Here is a 25,088-nt window from a genome sequence, read left to right on the forward strand (position 1 = left end):
TAATGGATACTTGTGCAGATATTTTAATCGTTATCGATTTACAAAATGGCGTATGTTATAGCGAGGAGCATTTATTTGATTTACATAACTTACTAAAAAAAGTAAATAAAAGAATTTCTTCATATAGAAAACTAAATAAACCAATCCTTTTTGTTCAACATTGTGATGATGATTTAGTACCCGAGAAAGAACTTTGGGCTATTCATACCGATCTAGATGTTCAAGAACAAGATTTTTTTGTAAGAAAAACACATGCAAATTCATTTTATAAAACAAACTTAAAAGAAATTTTAGATCAATTATCTGTAAATCGCATTGAATTTTGTGGCGCCCAAACAGAGTACTGTATGGATGCAACGATTAAGTTTGCCCACGGACTAGGATACGAAAACTTTATGGGACAGAAAACAACCTCTACGTTGAATAATCCTTTTATGTCCGCAAAAGAGACAATTGATTTTTATGAGAACATATGGAATCACAGATTTTTAACGTTGCTAAAAGATGAATTTTAGAATAAATGACTAATGACTTGATCATCCTAAGATTTATCAGCCGTAATCAAATATTTCATTATCACCATAAAGAAGCGAATGACATTCAGCTTCTTTTCTTTTAACCTGTTTTATATTCTATATATATCATTATAATTCCTTTGTCATATTATTTTAAAAATTTCGTATATTCATTTGAAAGAATAAGAAAATCATGATAAAATTGTGTTACAAATATATCTATATCTTTCAATTTTTAAAACGCATCGAAATTTTCACCCAAAAATGTCATTTTACAAAAACATGCTAATTTACCTATTTTATTTACATCCGGGTCTCTTTTCTTACAATTTCTTTACTTTAGGACTTTTTTTCTGCAACAACTATTTTCTTTTCTTTAAATTTTTGGTATGTATAGTATGGTATAATAGCTCACACGGAGGTGGAAAAGAACATGTTAGAAACCTTTCAAAAAGAATTAGAACTATATGAAAGTAATGCAGAATTATTAAAAGTACTAGCTCATCCTGTTCGTTTATGTATCGTAAAAGGATTAATCGAGCGCGGTCCAAGCAACGTTTCTACAATGTATACTGGCTTAAACATGCCACAATCAACAATTTCACAGCATTTAGCAAAATTAAAAAGCGCTAAAATCGTTTCTAGTGAAAGAAAAGGATTGGAAATTTATTACAAAGTAGAGAATGAAACAATCATTCAACTCGTTCGTGTATTATTAGGTTAGGGACTAATAATCGCAGAAAAAGAACGTATTCTATATTTTTTATCTCATATCTTTAATATAAATATATATCATGAGAGGAAATATATAATACTACATAAGTCGTATTAAAAAACAAGACACAGTATATACTGTGTCTTGTTTTTTATATTGTTACATACTGATCCAAATGTAAATGTTGCATATCTTTTGTATGTATAACAACATCAAACGAACTCCCTACTCCTCCATTTAAAATCATAGAACGAACTGCTCGATTTTGTTTTTGCGTTTCAGAAAAAGGATTCGTATCTTGATGGCTCGTAAGCTGTTCTAATATCCCTGTAGCTAACAAGAACTCAGATTGTTTCTTATGCCATACTGCACTCATTCCTTGCATACTAAAGATCTCCTTTAGCTCGTCCCAATGAACATGAGTAGTAAGATCCATTTCACCTGGATGCGCTAGTGGGTTACGCATTAGCTTATGCTGATAATATCCTCGCAAACTTCCTTCGCGGTGTGCTGGATGCATCCATTCTTCTTTTGTGTATCCGTAATCAACTGTAATACATATACCTTTTTGAAACCATTTCGAAATTTCTTTTATATACTCCTCCATAACAATTGGTACTTCAAAACGTTGCCCTTCAGCAATATAAATATTATATTTCAATAAATAGCGACCAATTCTTTTATTTAACGGCCTACATACTTCTGAAAGGTTTCCTTCCTCTGTATATGTAATACGTACTTCATACAATATACCATTTCTTTTCTCAATTACTTCAACAGGAAATGCATCAAACAACTCATTCGAAAAAAGAATTCCCTCGAAAGAATCTCCCATTTCACTATAGGAGGTATAGTACGATACATTAGAAAATGAGCCAAGTTGCTCCTGCTGTAATTTCCTATGAAAAGGGCTCACTTCAATCATTGAATAGTTTAAATTAATAAAGGTGTTTGGAGATAATTGCTTCCATTCTTGTAAAACATCATAGGCAAACTTCCCTGTTCCCCCACCAACCTCACAAATATTCGAAGCAACTTCACCATTTTCAACAAGACGAATAAAAAGTTTAGCAAAAGTTTTTGCAAAAACAGAGGATACATTGCTACTTGTAAAAAAATCCCCTTGTCTTCCAATCTTTTCACGTTCTTTCATATAATATCCATGACCCTCCGTATACAATACAAGGTTCATATACGTACTATATGAAATTGAATAATCCTTTTCTTTCCCCATCCATTCTCTTAAAATGAGCTCCATTCCCATAATAACTCCTTATTGTAAAAACGGATTATTTTCTTTTTCAAAGCCAATGCTTGTTTCTGGACCATGTCCACATAACACCGCTGTTTCATCTGGTAATACAAATAATTTCTCTTCAATACTTCCAATTAATTCAGCAAAACTTCCACCAGGCAAATCTGTTCTTCCAATGCTCATTTGGAACAATACATCTCCTGAGAATACAGCATTCGCTTCTTTACTATAATAAGAAATACTTCCTGGAGAATGTCCTGGTGTCTCAAAAACTTCAAAATTAAATGATCCAATTGTTAATGTACCTTCTGCATCAATAATATGATCCGCTGGTTTTGCTGTAATACTGCGGTTCATCATAAAAATTTGAGAGCCGTTTACAGTTGCATCTCCTAACCAATCTGCTTCTTCTTTATGTACGTACACAGGAATATAAAAAGCGTCTCTTACGGCATCAACAGCACCGATATGATCAAAGTGAGCATGTGTTAATAAAACAGCCAATGGTTTTAATTGTTCTTCTTGTAAATATGTAACGAGCTTTTCACCTTCATGACCAGGGTCAAAGATAATGCACTCTTTTTGATCGTTCATTAAAATATAAGCATTTGTTTGTAATGGGCCTAACGGCATTTGTATCCATTTCATATAAAAATCTCCTCCAGTTATTAAAAACTTACTTTTAATGATACAACATTTCTTTCTCTGAGGAAAAGAAAGGATGCTATCTCGACAATCATTTTTAAAACATGTACAATATAAAAGAGTAAATATTCCAAAAACTCATAATAAGAAATGGGTAGACAGAGGAGGATATTGTATGGGCCTTGTTATTATTTTTACACTTGTCACTCTGTTAGCTGTATTTGCTACGCTTAGAACACTTCGTGAAAAAAACTTTTTCGCGAGCGGCTTTGCAATTGCAACTGTACTCGTTTTCGGATGGTTTACGATCATGACTGTTCTATATAACGGGTATCCACCAGCAGCTTAATTCGTTTACACTTTATTCTTCATCGAGATTTTACACAAAAAGAGGAAGGGTTCCCCCTTCCTCTTTTCATATTTCACAACTTATATCATCTTCGCTTCGTATTTGTGCTTTTTTACAAGCCAAGCTCCTCCGATAACACCTGCATCATTACCAAGTGTTGCAATAGCTAACTTCGTGCTCTTTACAGCACGTGAGAAAGCGTATTGCTCGAAATAGCGTTGAATTGGTTCTAATAGCGCATCTCCAGCTTTAGACACGCCTCCACCAATAACAATTTTCTCTGGGTTCAATGTACTAGAAAGGTTCGCTACAGCTAATCCTAAATAAGAAGCTACTTTTTCTACTACTTCACCTGCTAATTCATCACCTTGTCCAAGTGCTTCAAAGACATCTTTTGATGTAATACGTCCTTCTTCAGCTAACATAGAACGCAACATGCTCTCTTTATTAGTCTCTTGTATTTTTTGCATAGCAACACGTACAATACCTGTCGCAGATGCTACTGTTTCTAAGCAACCAGACTTCCCGCAATTACATGGGAAAGCATTTTCTGTAACGACTGTAATATGTCCAATCTCACCAGCAGCACCACTCACGCCGTGTACAATCTCACCATTGGCGATTACACCACCACCAACGCCCGTACCAAGTGTCATACAGATTAAATCTTTTGCACCTTCACCAGCACCTTTCCACATTTCACCAAGCGCTGCTAAGTTTGCATCATTATCAATAACAACAGGTAATCCTGTTTCTACTTCTAATAAATCTTTTAGCGGATAGTTTTTCCATCCTAAATTAACCGCTTCATAAATCATTCCAGACGCCACATGTACAGGACCAGGAGCTCCCATACCAATACCAATTAATTTGCTCTTCAATTCGCCTAATTCTTCTAGCTTTTTATCAATTGCTTTCGCAACATCAAGTGTAATATGTTTTCCTTGCTCACCTGTATTCGTAGGGATTTCCCACTTATGTAAAATTTCACCGTATACATTAATAAATGCTAATTTAATCGTTGTACCACCAAGGTCAACACCAACTAACCATTTCTCTTCCATGTTGCTTACCTACCTTTATCTAATTCTTATTTAGCTCTTTTTGAATTTCTTGCTTCAATAAAAATAAAGCTGTTTGATAGTCTTGTGGATCGATTAGCTGTGATTGATTTAATTCACGCAATTCATCTTGCATTAATTGTAAATCTGCAATTCGATCTCCCGTATAAATAATCGTACCAAATTTCTTTAGCAATTGCTGAATATCATAAATAGATACCATTTCATCACCCTCTATGCTCACTTACTATAAAAAATTATAATAAGAAAACGTTCACATATTTTATTATAATCAAGAAGAAAAAGTCTCGTCAATTTTTATTTGTCTATACAAGCTTATTTATAAGCAGTGTTCCTTTTTCTGTAATAATTTTTTCTATGTTTTTATCAAATGGCTCTACTGGAATGTGTTTTACCATTTGAAAATCATACGCTAATGACAGCGTTTTCCCTTTATAATGCACGAGATAACGATCATAATAGCCACCGCCGTACCCAATTCGCTCTCCTCGTTCTGTATAAGCTACGCCTGGGACAATTTGAAGATCAATTTCATCCATATTCACTTCTTCCGTAAGCCCGGGAATCGGTTCACGTAAATTCATATACACCGTTTCTAATTGATCAAAATTATTAATTTGCCGGAAGGACATCGTTCTAGTTCCTTTATTACACTTAGGAACTACAACTTTCTTTCCTTCTTCCCAAGCTTTTTCGATAATAGGATATGTATTCACTTCATTTTCCATTGAAAGAGTAATTCCAATTGTTTTAGCTTCAACCCACTCTTTTTGCGCATACAACGAAAATGCAATCTGTTCTGATAAAGTTGTATACTGTTCTTCTGATAAAGAATTCATGTGTTCTATTATTTGTTTACGTAAACGTACTTTCTCTGCTTTCACACATTCTCCCCCTTACAGTGACACTTTACTCTATGCTGATAGTGTATCACTTTTAACATAGGAATCGAATAAAAAAAGAAACAGTAGGAAAATATTCCTACTGCTTACTTTGTTTCACGGTGTAACGTAGACTTCTTGTCACGCTTGCAATACTTTTTAAGCTCGATACGCTCAGCGTTGTTACGTTTATTTTTCTTTGAGATATAGTTACGATCTCCGCATTCTGTACATGCTAGAGTAATATTCACACGCATTCTTATTTCCCTCCAGTACTAATAACTTAAATCAGACTATACTATAATACCACTTTTAAAATAAAAATTCTACACCTTTTGATATTGTCTAATTTTTTCTATAAGATTTTTCATATTTTCCCTTGCTATTACTGGGTTTCTAGCATGTGAATACACCAAAAATTTTGGTTGTTTTGTGTCAGAAACGATATAAGACCACTCTTTTTCAGTATATTTGAACTGTACTCCTTCAAATATACCTTCTCCCTTCCTTTCTATATCATCCAATAATTTCCTCATAATTTCCCCTTTTTCATTCCATGAACATACCACTTCATCATAAAGTAAATAGAGCGGAGGTGATTGCTCTACTATGCTGAGAAACGTTTTTCCTTGCAATGCTATTAGCTCGAATAATTTTCCAATCCGATATAAAATATCTCGCTTCCACCTTACTTGAAACGACTTTCTTTCATCCTGCGTATAAAATAGAAGATAACATTCTCCTAACTTCAAAGACATTGGGTAAATATTTCCTGTCGATTCGAGTAAGAAATCTGGAATATCGACCTCTTCCAAATCTGTACCTTGGTAAATATTACTATGTTTATCGTATAACTCGAAATGATTTCCTTGCTCAGAAAACATAAGAGCCATATTCGCTTTACTTGATTTCATCAAAGCTTTCACATGATCTTTTTGTTCGCTTGCATAAATCCATGTAACTGTACAACCAAGTCTTTGTAGAAAGAGCATAAGTAAATGTTGCAACGTATCATTTCTCTTATTAATAAGAAGATGAAACTTCTGCATCTGTATTTTCTCGATATCAATATGCCCCAATATAACTTCTATATACTCATTCATAGAAACATGAACCAGCTTATTTCGCCCCATCTCTTTCTCATGCACGTAATAAAACAATTCGGACATATATACTTGTTCTATCTCTTTTTGCTGCTTATACGTTAACGGCATGCCAGCTTGACCATACAACTTTATAACAATCTCATTCTCATTCTCCACTTGAATGAAAACCCCACCTGCACATTGCAAATGATGAACACTATATTGAAAAAGTGACTCGTTCATTTCTTTACATTCCATCGTATGAATCCCTATACCATGAATAGCATGTAAAAATAAATTTTTATAAGAGGTTGTTTCTATATTTTCTTGACTTCCAATTAATATACTTTCTCCTTTTTTAAAAAGAGAACCATACGCCATCGCAATCTTCACGATAAACTGGGGAGTAATTTCAACATTCCCTCTTCCTACAATGCGGCTTTTTTGTAACCACCCTGCACTCATTTCACTCTCTTGAATACCAGCCGCTCCTACTATCGAATGACTATCAATCGCCTTATAAGGCCATAGTTTTCCTTTTTGCTTAATTACCGTACTTCTTCCGATGTGACAGTGATCCGCTACAACACTTTTTTGAAACAGTGTAACATCATCTTCAACTATTGTACGCTCTCCTATTGTCGTTTCTAATAGTTCACAATACTTCCCAATGTGGGCATTTGCAAAAACAATACTTTTTTGAAGATGAGAATAATTTGAAACGATACTATTTTTCCCAATAATAGAATATGGCTCAATTACAGCTCCTGTACCAATCTTTGCTCCTTCTCCAATAAAAGAGGGGCCATGAATTTTCGTCCCTTTACCAATCGTCACCCCTTCTCCCATCCATACCATCGGTAATACTTCTGTATAAGGAATAGGTACTTGTAACTTTTTCGTTAACAAATCAAATTGTGCTTGTCGATATTGATTAAATGTGCCGATATCTAACCAATAACCTTCTGACAAATATGCGAATAACACATTTTTGTTTGCCAATAACGGAAACACATCATGACTGAAATCAAAAAATTGCCTAGGCGGTATGTAAGAAAAGACTTCTGGCTCCATAATATATATGCCTGTATTCACAACATTAGATACTACCTCATTCCAGCCCGGCTTTTCTATATATCGTGTAACCTCCTGGTCTTTATTCATTACAACCAATCCAAATGAGAGTGGATTTTCTACTTCTTTCACAAACATTGTTACCATTCTTTTCTTTTGTTCATGAAACCTAATTCCTTCTGATAATTGAAAGTCAGTTAATGCATCCCCGCTTATCACAACAAATGTTTCATCTAAAAATTGTTCTGCTTGTTTAATACTCCCTGCTGTGCCAAGCGGAGGAGAGTCTTCAAAATAATACAAGTTAACTCCCCATTTACTACCGTCACCAAAATATTGCTTAATGGTCGTACTCATATATTGAACAGTAATTGCAATTTCACGAATACCATGCTGGCGTAATAACTCAATATTATATTCTAAAACTGGTTTTTCTAATAATGGTAACATCGGCTTTGGAGTATTACATGTTAATGGTCTAAGGCGCCTTCCTTTTCCTCCAGCTAAAATAACCCCCTTCATATACTTCAGCCTCCACTTATATAATGTTCAGTAACTCCATATACCATATGTATATTCCCTATCCCACATGAACTAGCAGCATAAACTTGATTAGTTAAACACATCCTCATTTAGAAGACTATATAATTAAATTTCTAACCTATAAAAACGTACATTTCAAACAACAAGAAAGCGCTTACTATAAATTGGTAAATAATACTTATTAACGACAAACATATATACTAATTTTTCCATTACATTATGATACATCTTATCATCATAAACTAAAGGAAACAACGAGCTTTTTTTGTCATGTTTTGACTAAAAAAAGCAGGTGATTTCTCATCACCTACTTTCATTCCTACTCATTCAATAAATAATGCTTTCCTTTTACTAAATAAAAGACATTTTCAGCAATATTTGTAATATGATCTGCTACACGCTCAATATATCTCGCGACAAATGATAATTGTGTAATTTGCGTAATTGCTTCTGGTTGTTCCGGAACTGAAGATATAAACTCACGAATTGCTTTTCCATATATTTCATCAACGGAATCATCCATTTCAGCAATTTGTTTCGCAAAAGTTAAATTTTCTTGTTCATATGCTTCTAACGCTAAATGCAACATCTCATTTGCAACCGCAAACATTTCATCTAGGTTGTGCAAACTAACAGCCACTTCTTTTTCCCCAAGACGAATTGTAGCCTTTGCAATATTAACAGCATGATCTGCAATGCGCTCTAAATCTGTCGCTGTTTTAATTGAAATAAAAATCCTTCTTAAGTCACTTGCTACAGGTTGCTGCTTCGTAATGAGCATAAGCGCAAGATCGTTTATTTCCTCTTCTAAATTATCCATGCGGTAATCACCATCAATGACCTCTAACGCTTTCTCTACATCTCTTGTATGCAGACCTTCCATAGCAATCAATAAAGCCGCATTTGCTAATTCTCCAAGCTCAATCACCTTTTGCTGTAACGCTTTTAAATCACCTTGAAACTGTTCTCTTACCATTTTTCTTCCCCCTCAATATTATGTGCCATTATATAAAAGTGAAACTTTAATCAACCCTCATCAATCGGGATTTGATAGGCAGCAAGATCCCCTCCCTAACTTCTTTGCTTTCGCTAAATTTTAAGGTGGGGGTCTTACTGCCCGCAAATAGCGGGGTAAATCTCCTACATAGCCTCTTACGCTTGTAATAAAACTTAAGATAAGGAGAAGTATTACTTCTTTATTAACAGTAAGATAAAATAAGAAATGCCCTCTGTTAAGAGGGCATTTGCTCTTAGCTTTGAAACGATATCAACCAAAGCGACCTGTAATATAATCTTCTGTACGCTTATCTGAAGGAGTCGTAAATAATTTGTTTGTATCTGTATACTCCACAACTTCCCCGCTTAAGAAGAAAGCTGTTTTGTCTGAAATACGCGCTGCTTGTTGCATATTATGCGTTACGATAACAATACTAAAATCTTTCTTTAGCTCTTGAATTAATTCTTCTACTTTTAATGTTGAAATTGGGTCTAATGCCGATGTTGGCTCATCCATTAAAATAACGTCTGGCTCAATAGCTAAGCAGCGTGCGATGCATAGACGCTGTTGCTGTCCACCAGATAAACCGTATGCATTATCGTGCAAACGATCTTTTAACTCATCCCAAATCGCTGCTCCACGTAAACTTTTTTCAACAATTTCATCTAATGTCTTTTTGTCACGAATACCATGGATTTTTGGACCGTATGTTACATTCTCATAAATAGATTTTGGAAATGGATTTGGCTTTTGGAACACCATTCCTACATGCGTTCTTAATTCTTCAACTGGATATGATTTATCAAATATATTGCGTTCTCTATACTCAATTACACCTGTAGTTCGAACGATCGGTACTAACTCTACCATGCGATTTAATGTTTTTAAGTACGTTGATTTACCACAGCCACTTGGACCGATAATGGCTGTAACTTCATTCTCATGAATACTTAAATTAATATCTTTTAAAGCATGGTCTTCCCCGTACCATAAATTTAAGTTTTTCGTATCAAATACTACCTTCTTTGGCGCAGTCTCGATTTTCTCTTCGTTTTTCACCTGTACATTTACTACTGTTGCTACCATTTGAATTCCCCTTTCATCCACTTCCAACTTATTTTCGATTTCGTAACCATAAAACAAATATATTGATAAATAGCAACAAACCTAACAAAACAATCATCCCAGCTGCTGCTACATACTGAAATTCTTCTTGTGGCCTACTCATCCAATTAAAAATTTGAATTGGTAGAACTGTAAATCTATCAAACATACTAAATGGAACATAATTTACAAACGCAAGTGCCCCAATAACTAATAGTGGTGCAGCCTCTCCAATTGCTCTTGATATCGCTAACGTACAGCCCGTTATAATCCCTGGGAAAGCATATGGCAATACAATTTGATACATCGTTTGCCACTTCGTAGCACCTAATCCGTAAGAACCCTCTAATAAAACACTTGGTACTGATCGAATTGCTTCTTGACTCGCCACAACAACTGTTGGTAAAACGAGTAGACTCATCGTCAATGCTGCTGCAACTATACTCTCTCCTAAATGAAGAGCATATACAAAAATAGTTAAACCAAGCAATCCAAATACAACGGATGGTACTCCTGCTAACGTTTGATTATTAATCTCTATTATTTTTTTAAATAGAGATTCCTTCGCATATTGCTCTAAATAAAGTGCTGTTCCAACTCCAAATATAAAAGAAACAGGTATAACAATACTCATAAATAATATTGTCCCTGACAAAGCTGCAGCAATACCAGCTTCTTTCGGATTACGTGAAGCGAAATTTGTAAAGAAATCTATTGAAAGATAACTTATACCTTTTTCAACAATTTGAAACAGTAACAAAAACAAAATTACGATTGAAAATAAAATTGCTATATAAAATAACAATTTGTAAATTCGATCTTTTAAAAAGCGTGATGCCATATTTTTTTGTATTTTTTTATGATTCAACATTCGCATATTATGTCATCCTCCTAAAACGGCGCATAATTGACTGCGAAATGATGTTCATAATAAAGGTAAACAAAAATAATGTTGCGCCTACAGCATACATGCTGTAATACGTAATCGTTCCATGCGGAGCATCACCTAAACTTACTTGCACAATATAGGCTGTTAACGTTTGAATAGAATGTGTCGGATCAAGCGATACATTTGGTGTGGATCCTGCTGCAATTACAACAATCATCGTTTCACCAATTGCACGAGAAGCTGCTAATATAATTGCTGCCATAATCCCTGTAAAAGCGGACGGAAACACCACTTGTTTTACCATTTCAAACCGCGTCGCTCCGAGTGCTAATGAAGCTTCTTTCGTCCCTTTCGCCACAGCTCTCATCGCATCTTCAGATAGAGATGCAATTGTAGGCATCATCATAAATCCGATAACGATTCCTGGACTAATCGCATTAAAAAACTGTAAATCTGGTATAATCCTTTGTAAAAGCGGTGTAACAACTGTTAATGCAAAAAAACCATATACAATTGTCGGGATACCTGCTAATAGCTCTAACATCGGCTTTAATATTTTCCGTGCACTATTTGAAGCATATTCGCTTAAAAATACGGCACACGCTAAACCGATAGGAATTGCTACAAACATAGCAATTGCTGTTACAAGGAACGTTCCACATATAAGTGGTAATATACCGAATTTAGGGTCTTCAAAAAATGGTAACCATTCTTTCTCCGTCAAAAAGGAGTATAATGATATTTTTTGAAAAAACATGATTGTTTCATTAGAGAGCGTAAAAACAATGCCAAGTGTCGTCACAATAGAAACACTAGCAATTATTTTTAGTAATAAAGGTACTATTCGATTGATTCGCTGCGTTTTTTTTCTTTGTTTTGTATTTCTTTCAATCAAATGTTGTACAGAAAATGTAATTTGACTTTTGTCATTATGAGCCAAAGATGAAAACCCCTTTCCACCCTGACATTACCTTTTTATTTCTGTTAACATACGCAGCTGTTCATTGTATTTTTCTTTTTTTAATTTTACATACCCGACCTCTTCAGCGAGGTTACCGACATGCTGAATCATAAACTCAACATAGTTTGCTACATTCATTTTATTTCGGATAGATGCATTATTCACATAAGTAAGTAGCGGCCTAGATAACGGCTTATACTTACCTGATTGAATGGTCTCTTTCGTCGGAAATACACCATTTACTTTTATTGCTTTCACCTTATCTCGATTAGCCATATAATAAGCATATCCTACAAAAGCAATGGCATGTTTATCATTCATTACCCCTTGCATAATAACTTGATCATCTTCAGACAAAGAGACTTTTTTTACAATGCGATGATTTTGTAAGATGACATTTTGAAAATAATCATACGTACCAGAGTCTACGCCTGGTGCATAAAACTTCACTTGTTCACGTGGCCATGTTGAATGAATTTGTGACCATCGCTTCTCTCTTCCATCTTCACTCCAAAGTAGTCGTAACTCGTCTACTGACATATCGTCTACCCATGTATTATGGCGATTCACAACAATCGTAAGACCGTCGTTAGCAACCTCAAAAGGTGTGAACTGAATAGAGTTTTTCTTCATTTCATTTTTCTCGACTTGTTTCATTACTCTCGAAGCATTATTTATATCTACTTCTCCTTTACTGAAACGATTAAATCCTCCCCCAGTTCCAGAAATACTGATGGAAATTTTCACGTCTGGATGCACCTTTGTATATTCCTCCGCTACTGCTTCTATAATAGGAAAAACCGTTGAGGATCCATCAACTCTCACTTCTCCCGTATCATTTAAAGCAAATGCAGTAGACATTTCAAAACAGAGGAACCATATTGATAATACGAAAACTTTAATCGGTGTACGCATCCATTTCACGTGTTCTTCCTCCTAGAAGTAACCGGAAATAACAGGATTACAGATATAAGAATACTGCTAAACTATTAATTCGGTTTTAATTGTTTGTAAAAGTTTTGTAAAGTTCCACATAAATCAACATACGGTACAATTTCAATTCAGTAGTAGCTATTCATTTCCTCTGATGATTTCCCTATAAAATATTTATCCCCTATCCCACCATATACAAGTATCATTTATACGGCCGCGTTTTTTTCAATGTTGTATACTTGTCCACATTTATTACACGATATGCATAAACCATAAAAAAAAGCACACTATCTTTTCAGATAGTGTGCTTTTTTACAACTTTTTTATTCATCATCTTGCTCTTTATTTTTATTGTCTTTATCATCTTTTGGAGCTTCACCATTTACTTCTTTGTTTTTTAAATCAAAGTAAGCGTCCATAATTTCACGACCAATATATCCATTAATACCAGTCTTATCATCATGTACCCACGGAACGACAACAGAGAATGCTACTTCTGGATCTTCAAGTGGCGCATAACCTACTAATGTTAAGTTATATGTTTCCACACGTTCACCGTTTGCCTTTCTACCAATCTCTTTATCTCCGCCATACACAGTTTGCGCGGTACCTGTCTTCCCTGCCGCTTTATATTTTGCACCTGTAAAGTATTTTGTAGCTGTACCACCTGAATCATTATAAACTTGTCTAAATCCTTCTTGAACACGTTTAATTTGCGATTCTGGCATATCAACACGATTTAATACTTTCGGTTCCATAGATTGAACAACTTTCCCAACTTCATCCGGTTTCACTGCCGGTTGACGAATTTCTTTTACAACTTGTGGTTGCATACGATATCCGCCATTGGCAATCGTCGAAATATATTGCGCTAATTGAAGCGGTGTATACGTATCATACTGTCCAATTGATAAATCTAGTAAGAAACCTGGTTGACTACTTCTACCCATCTGACCAGCAGATTCATTCGGTAAATCAATTCCTGTTTTTACACCAAGTCCAAACTGTCCGAAATAATAACGCATCGTATCAAATGCTTTTTGAGGTATATCTAACGTACCACCTCTCACATACTGAACACCGGCGATATTCATCGCTGTTTTAAACATATAAACGTTAGAAGACATTTTTAAAGCTGTAAGGTCATTAATGTATCCCATCGTTTTCCAAGACGACTTCGTAGGTGTACCTTTTAATTTAATTGGTTCATCCAATTGCACCGATCCTGGTTGAATCGCACCAGTTTGATATCCAGTAAGTACTGTTGCACCTTTTACAGTTGATCCCATCGGATAAGAACTTGTCATGGTACCTAATGCAAAGTCATTTACTTTCGTTTGACCATCTTCGTTAACTAATTGTTTCCCCGCCATAGATAAAACTTCGCCATTTTTTGGGTTCATCATTACAACGAATGCGCGATCTAAAAGAGGTTCGCTTCCTTTAAACCTCATTAAATTCTTCGCAAGAATATCTTCCACGCGCTTTTGTAATTCCATATCAATTGTTAAGTTCAGGTCATTACCACTTTGTCCTTTTGATACATTAATCGTTTCTAAAATATTACCGTTTTTATCTGTAACATTTCTAACTTCTGCTTTCGTACCGTGTAGGCTATCTTCATACTGTTGCTCAAGATAACTTTTTCCTACTCGGTCATTTCGATTATAATCACGAACAAGATAGTAATCTAGTCTTTCTCTCGGTAAACCTTCATCAGATGTCGACACCCCACCAAGTACACTTCGGAATAAATCATCGTACGTATATTTTCGATCCCAATCAACATTCGTATCTACACCTGGTAATGCTGCTAAGTTTTCACTAATAATCGAATATTCCTTTTCTGTAGCATCCTTTTTAATAACTTGAGGTGTCATTGCATATCCGCCATCCATCTTACTCTTAATCGCGAGTATTTCTAAATCTTTTGCGGATAATTGATTAACCTCTTCTTCTGTTACACGACTTCGCTGGCGCTCGTCTAATTCTTTATCATCAATTTTTTTATCTTTAAACTCTTGACGATCTTTATTCGTAATTTTTTCTTTAGCTTCCTCTTTATGCATAGCAAGCCAATAATCCTTTTTATCGCGATCCGTTAATTTATCTGTCGGTACTTCAATCAAATCTGCTAGCTTTTTCGCTGTTTCTAAGCGATCTTCTGCAGTTGATCCTTTCATTTTTGTAAATGTAATAGTACGAATGGCTACATTATCTACTACAGCTCGCCCATAACGGTCAAATATTTTCCCACGCGGTACAGGATTACTTATCGTTGAGTTTTCTTTCTTCTCCACTTCATTCTTATATTCTTCACCACGAACAATTTGTACATATCCGAGCCTTACAATAACCGCGGAGAACATTAAAAACACGCAGAAAAACAGCACGTTTAACCGAAAAGGAACGTGGGTCTTTTTCTTATTTTGCTTCTGTTTCTTGCTCATACAAACCCCCTCTACCAACAGCTATGTAATGTGAAAGGGACACCTTCATACAGGTGTCCTCACTGCTGTCTTACATCTTTTTCTATTCTAGCATAAAACAAACGAGAAGTTAACCTTCTGGTTCAGTTTGGTTTTGCGCGTTCCCTTGCGTTACAACACTTGCTTTACTCGCATTTCCCTCATCATATTTGACATTTTTAACTGCAAAATAAATAAGAAAATGTCCAGCACCTAAAATACATAATAAGTAAGGTAAACTTTTTTCAGGTGGAAAGAATAGTACAGCACATAAAAAACTTAAAATGGAACAGATTCTTCCGGCGTTTAACCACAGCTCCCGAACAACGACATATTCCACACGCCATTCTCTCGCATTTTTCGCTCTACCAATTACGTCATATGTCATTGATCCGTACGGAACAAGTAAAATAGGATATGCAATTGCAATACATGCCGCATAAATAAGTAATTTCGTGTATGTAACATTGAAAATAACTAAAAAGACGACAGCATATAAAATAATGCCTCCAAGTAAAATTGCTTTTTTTCGCCACTCCTTCTTTAACATACGAGCAACTAAGTAATAACATACAAAGGATACAGCAGAGTTCACTAAACTGTATTTCCCTAATGCAAACTCACTATTAGTTGCTAAATAAACATATACTGAAATGACAAAAATAAACGTTCCTTCTCTCAATCCTTGGAAAAAATGAGCTCGTGTAATCTTTCCCCAATTTTTATCAATCCGTCGTTCTTTCAATACTTGCACGATTTCATAACGCCCTTCACATTCTCTTTTAGATAAAAAGAAGCTTAAGACGACAGCAATTGCAAATAGAACTAATGAAAGAAAGAATATAACAGTATAGCCACTCCATTTCTCCATACGTGAAATTGTGTATCCTGCTGCTATTGGTCCAATCATTCCAGAGAAGGATGTAAGAAGTCCAAGAAACCCATTAAAGAAATCTCTTGTTTCTGGTTCTGTAATTTCAAATGTCAATAAGTTAAAAGCCAACCAGTAAAAACCGTATCCTACTCCTAAAAGAGCCCCCATTAATAAAATATACTGAGAAGCACTTTTCCCTGCTACTAAGACAACAATAAAAAAAATTGCGAGCGTCCCTACTCCTATTCGTAATAAAATCGAGCGATCGATACGTTTCGCTAATTTTCCCCCTACAAGAAATGTGAGAGGCTGTAATACCACGCTGGCTAAATTATACAAGCCAAGATTCACATAATTTTGTGTTTGTTTCCATAAATAAATATTTACAAACGTATTCGATAAAGAAATTGCGAGCGTGTATAAACCTCCTATAAGGAGCAATAACACTAAATCCCGATTCACTTCAACGTCACCAATTATATGTTTCCATTTCATACACAACTCTCCTTTACTTCATGTTCTAGTCTTCCAAAGACAAGCCCAATTATGTAAAAGGAAAGCATAGAAAAAAGCTAGGAGCTCTCCCCTAGCTTTTTCTATATTTATTACGATTATTTTGCTTCTTGGTAACGTTTTTCAGCAGCGTTCCAATCTACAACGTTCCAGAATGCGCCGATGTAGTCTGGACGACGGTTTTGGTAGTTTAAGTAGTAAGCATGCTCCCAAACATCTAAACCGATAACTGGAGTTTTACCTTCAGTTAAAGGAGAATCTTGGTTTGGAGTGCTTGTTACTTCTAACTCACCATTGTTTACTACTAACCAAGCCCAACCAGAACCGAAGCGAGTTGCGCCAGCTTTTGCGAATTCTTCTTTGAATGCATCGAAGCTACCGAATTTTGCTTCAATTGCAGTTGCAAGTTCACCTACAGGTTGTCCTCCGCCGTTTGGAGATAGGATTGTCCAGAAGAATGTATGGTTAGCATGTCCGCCACCATTGTTACGTACTGCTGTACGGATTGCTTCTGGTACTTCGTTTAAGTTTGCAACTAATTCTTCTACGCTTTTGTCAGCTAATTCTGCATGACCTTCTAAAGCAGCGTTTAAGTTTGTAATGTACGTGTTGTGATGTTTTGTATGATGGATGTTCATTGTTTCTTTGTCAAAGTGAGGCTCTAAAGCATCATACGCATAAGGTAAATTTGGTAATTCGTGTTTTGCCATTGTTATATTCCTCCCAGTTTATGTATTGCCACTTAAGTGACATACAACTTCATTCTACCCTAATTGCCATAGGGTGCAAACAAATAAATCACATTGTCTTGCTATCATTAAAGTAGCAAAATTCCCACTTCTTTTCAATTAAAATGCTCATATATTCCGTAAAAAAAGCTTCCTTCTACAAGGAAGCTTCCTGCTAACATAATAAACATGCGAAATGGATATGGACCCTGTAGGACTCGAACCTACGACCGGACGGTTATGAGCCGTCTGCTCTAACCAGCTGAGCTAAGGGTCCACAATTATGTATGTAACAACATATCAAATAGAGGAATTCCTATCGGATATGCTCTTTAAGAAATGTAAGATAAATTTACCATATAGAAAAGAAAAGTGTCAATTGTATTTTTCTTATTTAAAAGAAGAAAGTTAATAAAAGAAATTTAGTTATCTCCACTATATGTAAATATAATATATCTTGAGATTCTCTAGATTCCTACGTTACAATGATTTTATACATACATAAAGGAAGTGAATCTATGTCCATATTTACCCAATTCGTAAAAAGCATATACTCGCCTAAAGATATGGCGCTATTCCGTTTTCAAAAAATCGGTAAAACCATTTTGTATATTATGCTACTTTGCTTAATTACTACTATTCCAAGAACTTTTTTGTACGGTAGTTTTATCCAGGATGGTGTTGGCATGGTAAATCAAGTCATCGATAAAGATTTACCTGATTTTAAAATCGAAAATGGCGAACTAAAAGCCGATATTGATCAACCTATTGAAAAAGAAGAAGGAAATACACTTTTCGTATTTGATCCAAATTCAACAGACCTAGAAAAATATCAAAATAAAACAGGTTTATTTGTTTTAAAAGATAAAGTAGTCTCTATGGGAAATGGTCAAACACAAACGTATTCTTATAACGATTTGTTAGGTGCATCTCTTGAGAAAAAAGATCTACAAGAATTTATTTCTTTATTCGATAATATTTATCCAATTTTATTATTTGTTATTGGATTCTTAGTGTACCTATTCCAATTATTCATCACTTTTGTAGGCGTGACTTTACTTGCGTTCATCGGTTCTGCTATGAGCGGTCAACGTAAACTATCCTATAAACAAGTTTGGACACTAACTGCATACAGCTACACAATCCCAACCATTTTCTTCATGATTATGGATTTATTCAAAATCGTCGTACCTGGAGCAACGTTCATTTATATCGCTGTTGTTTTAATCGTTCTATACTTAACGATTAAAGAGGTACCCAAACCGAAAGAAAAATAAAAAATGCCTAAATAGGCATTTTTTTTTTGGACAAGCATATATTCCTAGCAAAGGAGTGAAGAATATGAAGAGATTAGGTATATTCCTATTCGTGCTTGTTCTCGGTTATATATTTTATTACGATATAAAAATCGGTACTTTACCGATGTTAAGTTCATATAAAAAAACAACTGCTGCTCAAACAATTAAAAAAGAAAACACAGACAGTCAACAAAATAAAGCGAACAAAACAGAAAAAGAAACGGATGTATCTTATAAAACAATTGAAGTAAAAACTGGTGAGACAGTTCTTTCTATTACAGAACAAATTAACAAGAAAAAAATTCCTTCCATAGAAAAAGTCATTGACGACTTTAAACAATTAAACAAAAGTACATCTGCTACAAAAATACAAATTGGAAAGTCTTATAAATTCCCGTTATATCAATAAGCTATCACTTAATCCTTGTCAATTACATAAAGGCGCTGATACAATAGTAAAAGTGAAACCGAGTACTTCGGTTTCTATAGCCCTATATCACGTATACTATCATTGATATGAGGGACTAAATAAGAAACTTCTTTTATAAGGAGAGCGATCTATTCGTGAATGAAATGACTCATCGTACAAAAACACGTCCAGTTAAAGTCGGTAATTTAACAATCGGCGGTAATAATGAATTAATTATACAAAGTATGACAACAACAAAAACACATGATGTTGAAGCAACAGTTGCTGAAATCAAGCGTTTAGAAGAAGCCGGCTGTCAAGTCGTCCGCGTTGCCGTTCCAGATGAACGCGCAGCAGATGCTATTGCTGATATAAAAAAACAAATCAACATTCCACTTGTTGCTGATATTCATTTTGATTATCGCCTTGCTTTAAAAGCAATTGAAGGTGGCATCGATAAAGTACGTATCAATCCAGGTAATATTGGTCGTCGCCATAAAGTAGAAGCTGTTGTAAATGCAGCAAAAGAGCGCGGTATTCCAATCCGTATCGGTGTAAACGCTGGTTCATTAGAGCGACACATTTTAGAAAAGTACGGGTACCCAACTGCAGATGGTATGGTTGAGAGCGCGCTACATCATATTAAAATTTTAGAGGACTTAGATTTCCACGATATTATCGTATCTATGAAAGCCTCTGATGTTAACTTAGCAATCGAAGCATACGAGAAAGCTGCTCGTGCTTTTGATTATCCATTACATTTAGGTATTACAGAATCTGGAACATTGTTTGCCGGAACTGTAAAAAGTGCTGCTGGTCTTGGAGCAATCTTAAATAAAGGCATCGGAAATACACTACGTATTTCATTAAGTGCTGATCCAGTTGAAGAAGTAAAAGTTGCTCGCGAATTATTAAAATCATTCGGTCTTGCGTCTAATGCAGCAACACTTATCTCTTGTCCAACTTGTGGTCGTATTGAAATCGATTTAATTAGCATTGCTAACGAAGTGGAAGAATACATCTCTACACTTCAAGTACCAATTAAAGTTGCAGTACTTGGTTGCGCTGTAAATGGCCCTGGTGAAGCTCGTGAAGCTGATATCGGTATTGCCGGTGCACGTGGAGAGGGATTATTATTCCGTAAAGGGCAAGTCGTTCGTAAAGTACCAGAAGAAACAATGGTAGAAGAACTGAAAAAAGAAATCGACGTAATTGCTGCTGAAATGGCTGCTGAACGAGAAAAAGAAAAAGAGACACAAGAACAATAAAAAGAAGGTTGCCACAATATTTGTGAGCAACCTTCTTTTCTACGTAAAAAAGCTCGTCAGTTACATAACCGACGAGCTTTTACTTTGCACATTTTGGACAACGACCATATATTTCAAACTTATGACCCGTTACTTCATAACCAGTAAAATCTTTATTCATAAAATCCATTGGGCAGGAAGTAATCTCTTTCGTCCCCCCACAATCCAAACAAATAAAATGATGATGATGTTCCATAATAGAACAAGTAAAACGAAAATGTTTTTCGCCATTTAATTCCGTTTGTTCTAAAACACCAATCTCAGCAAAAACTGTTAAGTTACGATAAATCGTATCAAAACTAAGCCCTGGATAATCGTCTTTCATATGTTCTAAAACGTCTTTCGCAGTTAAATAACGATTATGTGCTGCAAATAATCTGAGCATCTCTTCTCTTTTTCCAGTATGTTTATATCCTTTTTCTTTCATTAGGCGTAAAGCTTCTGTTAGATTCATACCTATCCCTACTTTATGCAGTTTTTTTCTTCTTCCATAAAATCGCACCGATTAAAATAAGAACTGCTATCATAACAATTGTACCACCTGGCGCTAGATCAAGTTGATACGAAGCAAACATTCCACCAATTACTGCAATTTCACCAAATAAAATGGAAAAGAAAATTGTTTGTTTAAATCCTTTAGCAATACGAATACTTGCTGCAACTGGTAACGTCATTAATGATGATACAAGAAGAACCCCCACTACACGCATTGATACTGCAATGACAAGAGCAACTAATATAATGAAAATAAAGTGAATCCATTTCGCTCTTAAACCAGTTGATACTGCGTATTCCTCATCAAATGATAATAGAAACAGCTCTTTATATAATAAAATAATTGTCGCAACAACAACAATTGCTACAATCCCAATAATAATTAAATCTGTACTTGTTACAGCACTGACACTACCAAATAAATAACTAAATAAGTCTGTGTTAAATCCATTTGCAAGTGAAATGAAAATAACTCCAACCCCCATCCCTGCCGAAAGGATAATTGGAATTGCTAATTCTTGATAGTGCTTATATACAGTTCGTAACTTTTCGATTAGTAGCGCTCCACCAATCGAGAAAATCATCCCCATATATAAGGGGTTTAAAAATCCACCTGTAAAAATGGTTTTTTCAAGTAATAAACTTGCTGCAATACCCGATAACGTCACGTGACTTAATGCATCCGCAATAAGAGATAAACGACGAATAACAACAAACACACCAATTAGCGGTGCAACAAGTCCAATTAAAATACCTGCGTATAAAGAATTACGTAAAAAGTCATATTGTAAAAAATCTTGTATCATTATATCCTCCCGTGATGCTCATGTTCGTGTTCTAAACGATGAACATGATGTCCATATAAGACGGACATTTCTGCATCTTCTAACTCTCGGAACTTCTCTACATTTCCATGGAAATGTAGATGTTGGTTTAGGCATGCAACATGTGTTACTTTTTCAGTAACAGCTCCCATATCATGAGTAACAAGAATTAATGTGATCCCGAGCCTTTTGTTTAAATCCTCTAATATTTCGTAAAAACTTTCCACATTTTTCACATCGATTCCAACAGTAGGCTCGTCCAAAATAAGCAATTCAGGATCACTAACGAGCGCACGAGCAATAAATACACGCTGTTGCTGTCCACCAGAAAGCTCTCCAATGTTACGACCTTGAAACTCACTCATCCCTACATCAGCAATTGCTTTTTCTACCTTTTTTTTATCCTCTTTTGTAAAAAAGCGAAAAAGCCCTTTTTTCGAAACAAGTCCCATTGAGACAACTTCAGAAACAGTTGCTGGAAAACCAGAATTGAAACTATTTGCCTTTTGGGATACATAACCAACTTTGTTCCATTCCTTAAACTTCTTACTATCAACGCCAAACACGCGTATGCTTCCTTCTTTTGGCTTTAAAACGCCTAATAAACACTTAAGTAAAGTTGATTTACCTGAACCATTCGGTCCCACTAAACCTAAAAAAGCTCCCTTCGGAACTTGCAAATTAATATTTTCTAACACATTCCGATCTTCATATCGGAATGTTAAACCTTCAATTTCTAATATATTATTCATAGCATCTCACCTATTTTAATTCAGAATGATTCCGATTTATATCTATTTGAATTATAGTACAGCTTATTATAGTTGTAAACCAATCTGCCTAAAATATATCTATTTTTTCAAGAAACCTTACTATTATAACAAAAAGCAGAGAAAAATTCTCTGCTTTCAAAAAATATTCCTATAAACTTTTAGTGAATAGCCGATTTAAACTTACCACCATTTGTCTCTTGCGTGCTCATAATCGTAACAAACGCATTTTCATCAATTTCATGCACAATTGACTTTAATTTCGTCACTTCTAGACGCGTTACAACTGCATAAATAACTTCTTTTTCTTTATCCGTGTAACCACCTTTTGCTACAAGCTTTGTCGTTCCACGGCCAAGACGATGCAAAATCGCGTTTGATACTTCCTCATATTGATCAGATACAATTAAAACCGCCTTCGTTTCATCTAGCCCTTGAATTACTGTATCGATTGTTTTAAATGCGATATAGTACGTCATAACAGAATACATCGCTTGTTCCACACCAAACACAAATGCTGCCCATGCAAAAATAAATAAGTTCACAAACATTACGAATTCACCAACAGAGAACGGTAGTTTCTTCGTTAATAAAATCCCCATAATTTCAGTTCCATCTAACGACCCACCATGACGAATTACAAGTCCTACACCAAGACCTAAAATAAGCCCACCAAACACTGTCGCTAAAATAGGTTCTGTTGTAAATGGTGGCACCGCATGTAACGTTGACTCAATGAAAGCTAACGCTACAATACCAAATGTCGAAGATAACATAAATGTTTTTCCAATTTGCTTATAACCGGAATACATAAATGGGATATTGAGAACAACGACTAAAGTAGAAAAACTTAACCACCAAATGTTAGGAGTAAGATAATCTAATATAAGAGAAATACCAATAATTCCACCATCAATAATTTTATTTGGCATTAAAAATAGTTCAATCGCCACCGCCGCGCATGCTGCTCCAAAAATAATCATAACTAAACGATAAATGAGATGAATAACACTTTCTTTTCGATGTTGCTTTTGCTCCATAAGCCCTCCCTGTACTCTTTTTCTGTAGTTTCGTCCTTATATTATAACATACGCTTCTTTTCCTCATGAAAAAAGAAACTCCATACGAATATGTACAAGCTACATGCTCATATATTTCGATAGAAGAACGCGTGAAGGAGGATAATAAGATGAACCTCATTAAACAAATTGTTAATAAAAAATTAAATCATATTTCTACAAAAGAGTTATTAAAATATAGCAAAGAATACGAAGTTCCTATTACAGCCGCACAAGCTGACCAAATCGTTTTACTTATGAAGGGTAAAAATATTAATATTTACGATAACAACGAGCGACTAGAGCTCTTAAAACAAATCGCAAAAGTAACTTCCCCTGCCACTGCCCAACAAGTAAATACATTATTTCAGCAACTACTAAAATAAGGAGGGGATTTCCCCTCCTTATTGCGCTTTAATTTTTTCAAGAAGCCCTTCATCAAAAGTGCCGTTTTTCAGCATTTCGATTTCCAATTTATATGGTGGCTTCTTATCTTTTTTATCTTCCCCTACATACGGTGTTTCAAGAATTTTTGGTACATGCATTAACTGTGGATGATGTACAATGTGATGCAATGCTTTATACCCAATGTGACCAAATCCAATGTTTTCATGACGGTCTTTTCCTGCTCCGCGTACATTTTTACTATCATTAATATGAAGTACTTGTAAACGATCTATACCAATGATCTTATCAAATTCGTTTAATACGCCGTCAAAGTCATTTACAATATCATATCCTGCATCGTGCGTATGACACGTATCAAAGCATACAGATAGCTTTTCATTATATTTTACACCATCAATAATCTTCGCAATTTCTTCAAAGCTACGACCGCATTCTGTTCCTTTTCCTGCCATCGTCTCTAACGCAATGTTAACCGTCTGTTCTGGCGTTAATACTTCATTAAGCCCTTTAATAATTTGTTGAATACCAGCATCTGCTCCAGCACCAACGTGCGCTCCTGGGTGAAGAACAATTTGTTTCGCTACACCTAATGCCGATGTTCTTTCAATTTCCATGCGAAGAAAGTCTACGCCTAATTGGAATGTTTCTGGCTTCGTCGTATTCCCAACATTAATAATATACGGCGCATGGACGATAATTTCCTCAATTCCGTTCAGCTCCATATGTTTTCTTCCTGCTTCTATGTTCAATTCTTCAATTGGTTTTCTTCGTGTATTTTGCGGTGCACCTGTATAAATCATAAACGTTGTTGCACCGTATGAAACAGCCTCTTCACTTGCTGCTAATAACATTTTCTTACCACTCATAGAAACATGAGATCCAATCTTTAACATACAATCACCTCTTCA

The 25,088-nt window shown here is 35.2% G+C and carries 27 protein-coding genes and 1 tRNA gene; 7 read left to right on the top strand and 21 right to left on the bottom strand.

The window, feature by feature from the left end; translation table 11 throughout:
* The first annotated feature begins 2 nt into the window (after positions 1 to 2).
* Together ACTFSL_RS12740 and ACTFSL_RS12745 are read left to right on the top strand one after the other, a co-directional pair.
* Positions 3 to 515 carry a cysteine hydrolase family protein gene (locus tag ACTFSL_RS12740; protein ID WP_326263151.1) on the top strand — a complete coding sequence of 171 codons (513 nt, stop codon included), beginning with the start codon at positions 3 to 5 and terminating at the stop codon, positions 513 to 515.
* A gap of 433 nt (positions 516 to 948) precedes the next feature.
* Positions 949 to 1,239, top strand: a complete 291-nt coding sequence (locus ACTFSL_RS12745; RefSeq protein WP_000894377.1) for an ArsR/SmtB family transcription factor — start codon at positions 949 to 951, stop codon at positions 1,237 to 1,239.
* A 142-nt stretch (positions 1,240 to 1,381) separates the two neighbouring features.
* Here ACTFSL_RS12745 and ACTFSL_RS12750 read toward each other — a convergent pair whose 3' ends face one another.
* Together ACTFSL_RS12750 and ACTFSL_RS12755 are read right to left on the bottom strand one after the other, a co-directional pair.
* Positions 1,382 to 2,494, bottom strand: a complete 1,113-nt coding sequence (locus ACTFSL_RS12750; RefSeq protein ID WP_440041815.1) for a class I SAM-dependent methyltransferase — start codon at positions 2,492 to 2,494, stop codon at positions 1,382 to 1,384.
* A gap of 9 nt (positions 2,495 to 2,503) precedes the next feature.
* Positions 2,504 to 3,133: an MBL fold metallo-hydrolase gene (locus ACTFSL_RS12755; protein WP_000871231.1), complete on the bottom strand. Its 630-nt coding sequence runs from the start codon at positions 3,131 to 3,133 to the stop codon at positions 2,504 to 2,506.
* Positions 3,134 to 3,305: 172 nt separating this feature from the next.
* On the opposite strand from ACTFSL_RS12755, the gene ACTFSL_RS12760 reads away from it, so the two are divergent.
* Positions 3,306 to 3,479, top strand: coding sequence for a DUF2759 domain-containing protein (locus ACTFSL_RS12760; protein WP_000524852.1), 174 nt, complete (start codon positions 3,306 to 3,308; stop codon positions 3,477 to 3,479).
* A gap of 80 nt (positions 3,480 to 3,559) precedes the next feature.
* On the opposite strand, the gene glcK is transcribed toward ACTFSL_RS12760, so the two are convergent.
* The 14 genes from glcK to ACTFSL_RS12830 form a co-directional block, all read right to left on the bottom strand.
* Positions 3,560 to 4,543 (bottom strand): glucokinase, encoded by a 984-nt coding sequence (glcK, locus tag ACTFSL_RS12765; RefSeq protein WP_000391701.1) that lies wholly within the window; start codon positions 4,541 to 4,543, stop codon positions 3,560 to 3,562.
* A gap of 19 nt (positions 4,544 to 4,562) precedes the next feature.
* Positions 4,563 to 4,763 carry a YqgQ family protein gene (locus ACTFSL_RS12770; protein WP_000253699.1) on the bottom strand — a complete coding sequence of 67 codons (201 nt, stop codon included), beginning with the start codon at positions 4,761 to 4,763 and terminating at the stop codon, positions 4,563 to 4,565.
* Between the two features lie 103 nt (positions 4,764 to 4,866).
* Entirely contained in the window at positions 4,867 to 5,445 is a 579-nt protein-coding gene (locus tag ACTFSL_RS12775) for a 5-formyltetrahydrofolate cyclo-ligase (protein ID WP_000642750.1), read from the bottom strand.
* Between the two features lie 104 nt (positions 5,446 to 5,549).
* Positions 5,550 to 5,699: a 50S ribosomal protein L33 gene (rpmG, locus tag ACTFSL_RS12780; RefSeq protein WP_001265616.1), complete on the bottom strand. Its 150-nt coding sequence runs from the start codon at positions 5,697 to 5,699 to the stop codon at positions 5,550 to 5,552.
* A 69-nt stretch (positions 5,700 to 5,768) separates the two neighbouring features.
* On the bottom strand, positions 5,769 to 8,123 hold the full coding sequence (locus ACTFSL_RS12785) for a sugar phosphate nucleotidyltransferase (RefSeq protein WP_000679342.1): 2,355 nt from the start codon (positions 8,121 to 8,123) through the stop codon (positions 5,769 to 5,771).
* 340 nt (positions 8,124 to 8,463) lie between these two features.
* Complete coding sequence (gene phoU, locus ACTFSL_RS12790; protein ID WP_000251240.1) at positions 8,464 to 9,120, bottom strand: phosphate signaling complex protein PhoU; 657 nt, start codon at positions 9,118 to 9,120, stop codon at positions 8,464 to 8,466.
* 291 nt (positions 9,121 to 9,411) lie between these two features.
* Complete coding sequence (gene pstB / locus ACTFSL_RS12795; protein WP_000226686.1) at positions 9,412 to 10,227, bottom strand: phosphate ABC transporter ATP-binding protein; 816 nt, start codon at positions 10,225 to 10,227, stop codon at positions 9,412 to 9,414.
* Positions 10,228 to 10,255: 28 nt separating this feature from the next.
* Complete coding sequence (pstA, locus tag ACTFSL_RS12800) at positions 10,256 to 11,122, bottom strand: phosphate ABC transporter permease PstA (protein ID WP_071741141.1); 867 nt, start codon at positions 11,120 to 11,122, stop codon at positions 10,256 to 10,258.
* Position 11,123: 1 nt separating this feature from the next.
* On the bottom strand, positions 11,124 to 12,074 hold the full coding sequence (gene pstC / locus ACTFSL_RS12805; protein WP_000940918.1) for a phosphate ABC transporter permease subunit PstC: 951 nt from the start codon (positions 12,072 to 12,074) through the stop codon (positions 11,124 to 11,126).
* A 27-nt stretch (positions 12,075 to 12,101) separates the two neighbouring features.
* Positions 12,102 to 13,019 (bottom strand): PstS family phosphate ABC transporter substrate-binding protein, encoded by a 918-nt coding sequence (locus ACTFSL_RS12810; RefSeq protein ID WP_006927031.1) that lies wholly within the window; start codon positions 13,017 to 13,019, stop codon positions 12,102 to 12,104.
* A gap of 332 nt (positions 13,020 to 13,351) precedes the next feature.
* Positions 13,352 to 15,478 (bottom strand): peptidoglycan D,D-transpeptidase FtsI family protein, encoded by a 2,127-nt coding sequence (locus ACTFSL_RS12815; protein ID WP_000038977.1) that lies wholly within the window; start codon positions 15,476 to 15,478, stop codon positions 13,352 to 13,354.
* Positions 15,479 to 15,587: 109 nt separating this feature from the next.
* Positions 15,588 to 16,865 (bottom strand): MFS transporter, encoded by a 1,278-nt coding sequence (locus ACTFSL_RS12820; RefSeq protein WP_000871384.1) that lies wholly within the window; start codon positions 16,863 to 16,865, stop codon positions 15,588 to 15,590.
* A 116-nt stretch (positions 16,866 to 16,981) separates the two neighbouring features.
* Positions 16,982 to 17,593 carry a superoxide dismutase [Mn] gene (sodA, locus tag ACTFSL_RS12825; protein ID WP_001052031.1) on the bottom strand — a complete coding sequence of 204 codons (612 nt, stop codon included), beginning with the start codon at positions 17,591 to 17,593 and terminating at the stop codon, positions 16,982 to 16,984.
* A gap of 221 nt (positions 17,594 to 17,814) precedes the next feature.
* A tRNA-Ile gene (locus tag ACTFSL_RS12830) sits at positions 17,815 to 17,888 on the bottom strand.
* A gap of 241 nt (positions 17,889 to 18,129) precedes the next feature.
* On the opposite strand from ACTFSL_RS12830, the gene yqgB reads away from it, so the two are divergent.
* From yqgB to ispG, 3 genes are all read left to right on the top strand, one after another.
* Positions 18,130 to 18,888: a protein YqgB gene (yqgB, locus tag ACTFSL_RS12835; RefSeq protein ID WP_000021898.1), complete on the top strand. Its 759-nt coding sequence runs from the start codon at positions 18,130 to 18,132 to the stop codon at positions 18,886 to 18,888.
* Positions 18,889 to 18,952: 64 nt separating this feature from the next.
* Complete coding sequence (gene yqfZ / locus ACTFSL_RS12840) at positions 18,953 to 19,318, top strand: protein YqfZ (protein ID WP_000825414.1); 366 nt, start codon at positions 18,953 to 18,955, stop codon at positions 19,316 to 19,318.
* Positions 19,319 to 19,482: 164 nt separating this feature from the next.
* Entirely contained in the window at positions 19,483 to 20,586 is a 1,104-nt protein-coding gene (gene ispG / locus ACTFSL_RS12845; RefSeq protein ID WP_153577907.1) for a flavodoxin-dependent (E)-4-hydroxy-3-methylbut-2-enyl-diphosphate synthase, read from the top strand.
* Between the two features lie 79 nt (positions 20,587 to 20,665).
* On the opposite strand, the gene ACTFSL_RS12850 is transcribed toward ispG, so the two are convergent.
* The 4 genes from ACTFSL_RS12850 to ACTFSL_RS12865 form a co-directional block, all read right to left on the bottom strand.
* Positions 20,666 to 21,079 (bottom strand): Fur family transcriptional regulator, encoded by a 414-nt coding sequence (locus ACTFSL_RS12850; protein WP_001054516.1) that lies wholly within the window; start codon positions 21,077 to 21,079, stop codon positions 20,666 to 20,668.
* 13 nt (positions 21,080 to 21,092) lie between these two features.
* Positions 21,093 to 21,926, bottom strand: coding sequence for a metal ABC transporter permease (locus tag ACTFSL_RS12855; protein WP_000613815.1), 834 nt, complete (start codon positions 21,924 to 21,926; stop codon positions 21,093 to 21,095).
* The gene (locus ACTFSL_RS12860; protein WP_001059662.1) at positions 21,926 to 22,696 is read right to left on the bottom strand and encodes a metal ABC transporter ATP-binding protein; all 771 of its coding nucleotides are present in this window, start codon (positions 22,694 to 22,696) and stop codon (positions 21,926 to 21,928) included. The genes ACTFSL_RS12855 and ACTFSL_RS12860 overlap by 1 nt, the downstream gene beginning before the upstream one ends.
* A 179-nt stretch (positions 22,697 to 22,875) precedes the next feature.
* The gene (locus tag ACTFSL_RS12865; RefSeq protein WP_000435963.1) at positions 22,876 to 23,754 is read right to left on the bottom strand and encodes a YitT family protein; all 879 of its coding nucleotides are present in this window, start codon (positions 23,752 to 23,754) and stop codon (positions 22,876 to 22,878) included.
* Between the two features lie 149 nt (positions 23,755 to 23,903).
* Between ACTFSL_RS12865 and ACTFSL_RS12870 the strand changes: the two genes are divergently transcribed.
* Complete coding sequence (locus ACTFSL_RS12870; protein WP_001048954.1) at positions 23,904 to 24,158, top strand: DUF2624 domain-containing protein; 255 nt, start codon at positions 23,904 to 23,906, stop codon at positions 24,156 to 24,158.
* Positions 24,159 to 24,176: 18 nt separating this feature from the next.
* Here ACTFSL_RS12870 and ACTFSL_RS12875 read toward each other — a convergent pair whose 3' ends face one another.
* On the bottom strand, positions 24,177 to 25,073 hold the full coding sequence (locus ACTFSL_RS12875) for a deoxyribonuclease IV (protein ID WP_440041816.1): 897 nt from the start codon (positions 25,071 to 25,073) through the stop codon (positions 24,177 to 24,179).
* Between the last annotated feature and the right edge of the window lie 15 nt (positions 25,074 to 25,088).

The organism is Bacillus cereus group sp. MYBK108-1 (genome assembly GCF_051917185.1).
GTDB lineage: Bacteria > Bacillota > Bacilli > Bacillales > Bacillaceae_G > Bacillus_A > Bacillus_A cereus.

Excerpts from the sequence above, each read along its gene's own strand:
- ACTFSL_RS12770 (WP_000253699.1), bottom strand. The coding sequence starts at position 4,763 with ATGGTATCTATTTATGATATTCAGCAATTGCTAAAGAAATTTGGTACG.
- ACTFSL_RS12745 (WP_000894377.1), top strand. The coding sequence starts at position 949 with ATGTTAGAAACCTTTCAAAAAGAATTAGAACTATATGAAAGTAATGCA.
- pstB (WP_000226686.1), bottom strand. The coding sequence starts at position 10,227 with ATGGTAGCAACAGTAGTAAATGTACAGGTGAAAAACGAAGAGAAAATC.
- ACTFSL_RS12870 (WP_001048954.1), top strand. The coding sequence starts at position 23,904 with ATGAACCTCATTAAACAAATTGTTAATAAAAAATTAAATCATATTTCT.
- ACTFSL_RS12850 (WP_001054516.1), bottom strand. The coding sequence starts at position 21,079 with ATGAATCTAACAGAAGCTTTACGCCTAATGAAAGAAAAAGGATATAAA.
- ACTFSL_RS12750 (WP_440041815.1), bottom strand. The coding sequence starts at position 2,494 with ATGGGAATGGAGCTCATTTTAAGAGAATGGATGGGGAAAGAAAAGGAT.
- ACTFSL_RS12815 (WP_000038977.1), bottom strand. The coding sequence starts at position 15,478 with ATGAGCAAGAAACAGAAGCAAAATAAGAAAAAGACCCACGTTCCTTTT.
- ACTFSL_RS12875 (WP_440041816.1), bottom strand. The coding sequence starts at position 25,073 with ATGTTAAAGATTGGATCTCATGTTTCTATGAGTGGTAAGAAAATGTTA.
- ACTFSL_RS12740 (WP_326263151.1), top strand. The coding sequence starts at position 3 with ATGGATACTTGTGCAGATATTTTAATCGTTATCGATTTACAAAATGGC.
- ACTFSL_RS12820 (WP_000871384.1), bottom strand. The coding sequence starts at position 16,865 with ATGAAATGGAAACATATAATTGGTGACGTTGAAGTGAATCGGGATTTA.
- ACTFSL_RS12760 (WP_000524852.1), top strand. The coding sequence starts at position 3,306 with ATGGGCCTTGTTATTATTTTTACACTTGTCACTCTGTTAGCTGTATTT.
- rpmG (WP_001265616.1), bottom strand. The coding sequence starts at position 5,699 with ATGCGTGTGAATATTACTCTAGCATGTACAGAATGCGGAGATCGTAAC.
- ACTFSL_RS12865 (WP_000435963.1), bottom strand. The coding sequence starts at position 23,754 with ATGGAGCAAAAGCAACATCGAAAAGAAAGTGTTATTCATCTCATTTAT.
- ACTFSL_RS12755 (WP_000871231.1), bottom strand. The coding sequence starts at position 3,133 with ATGAAATGGATACAAATGCCGTTAGGCCCATTACAAACAAATGCTTAT.
- ACTFSL_RS12860 (WP_001059662.1), bottom strand. The coding sequence starts at position 22,696 with ATGAATAATATATTAGAAATTGAAGGTTTAACATTCCGATATGAAGAT.
- ACTFSL_RS12855 (WP_000613815.1), bottom strand. The coding sequence starts at position 21,926 with ATGATACAAGATTTTTTACAATATGACTTTTTACGTAATTCTTTATAC.
- sodA (WP_001052031.1), bottom strand. The coding sequence starts at position 17,593 with ATGGCAAAACACGAATTACCAAATTTACCTTATGCGTATGATGCTTTA.
- yqgB (WP_000021898.1), top strand. The coding sequence starts at position 18,130 with ATGTCCATATTTACCCAATTCGTAAAAAGCATATACTCGCCTAAAGAT.
- ispG (WP_153577907.1), top strand. The coding sequence starts at position 19,483 with ATGACTCATCGTACAAAAACACGTCCAGTTAAAGTCGGTAATTTAACA.
- pstA (WP_071741141.1), bottom strand. The coding sequence starts at position 11,122 with ATGCGAATGTTGAATCATAAAAAAATACAAAAAAATATGGCATCACGC.
- yqfZ (WP_000825414.1), top strand. The coding sequence starts at position 18,953 with ATGAAGAGATTAGGTATATTCCTATTCGTGCTTGTTCTCGGTTATATA.
- phoU (WP_000251240.1), bottom strand. The coding sequence starts at position 9,120 with ATGGTAAGAGAACAGTTTCAAGGTGATTTAAAAGCGTTACAGCAAAAG.
- ACTFSL_RS12785 (WP_000679342.1), bottom strand. The coding sequence starts at position 8,123 with ATGAAGGGGGTTATTTTAGCTGGAGGAAAAGGAAGGCGCCTTAGACCA.
- glcK (WP_000391701.1), bottom strand. The coding sequence starts at position 4,543 with ATGGAAGAGAAATGGTTAGTTGGTGTTGACCTTGGTGGTACAACGATT.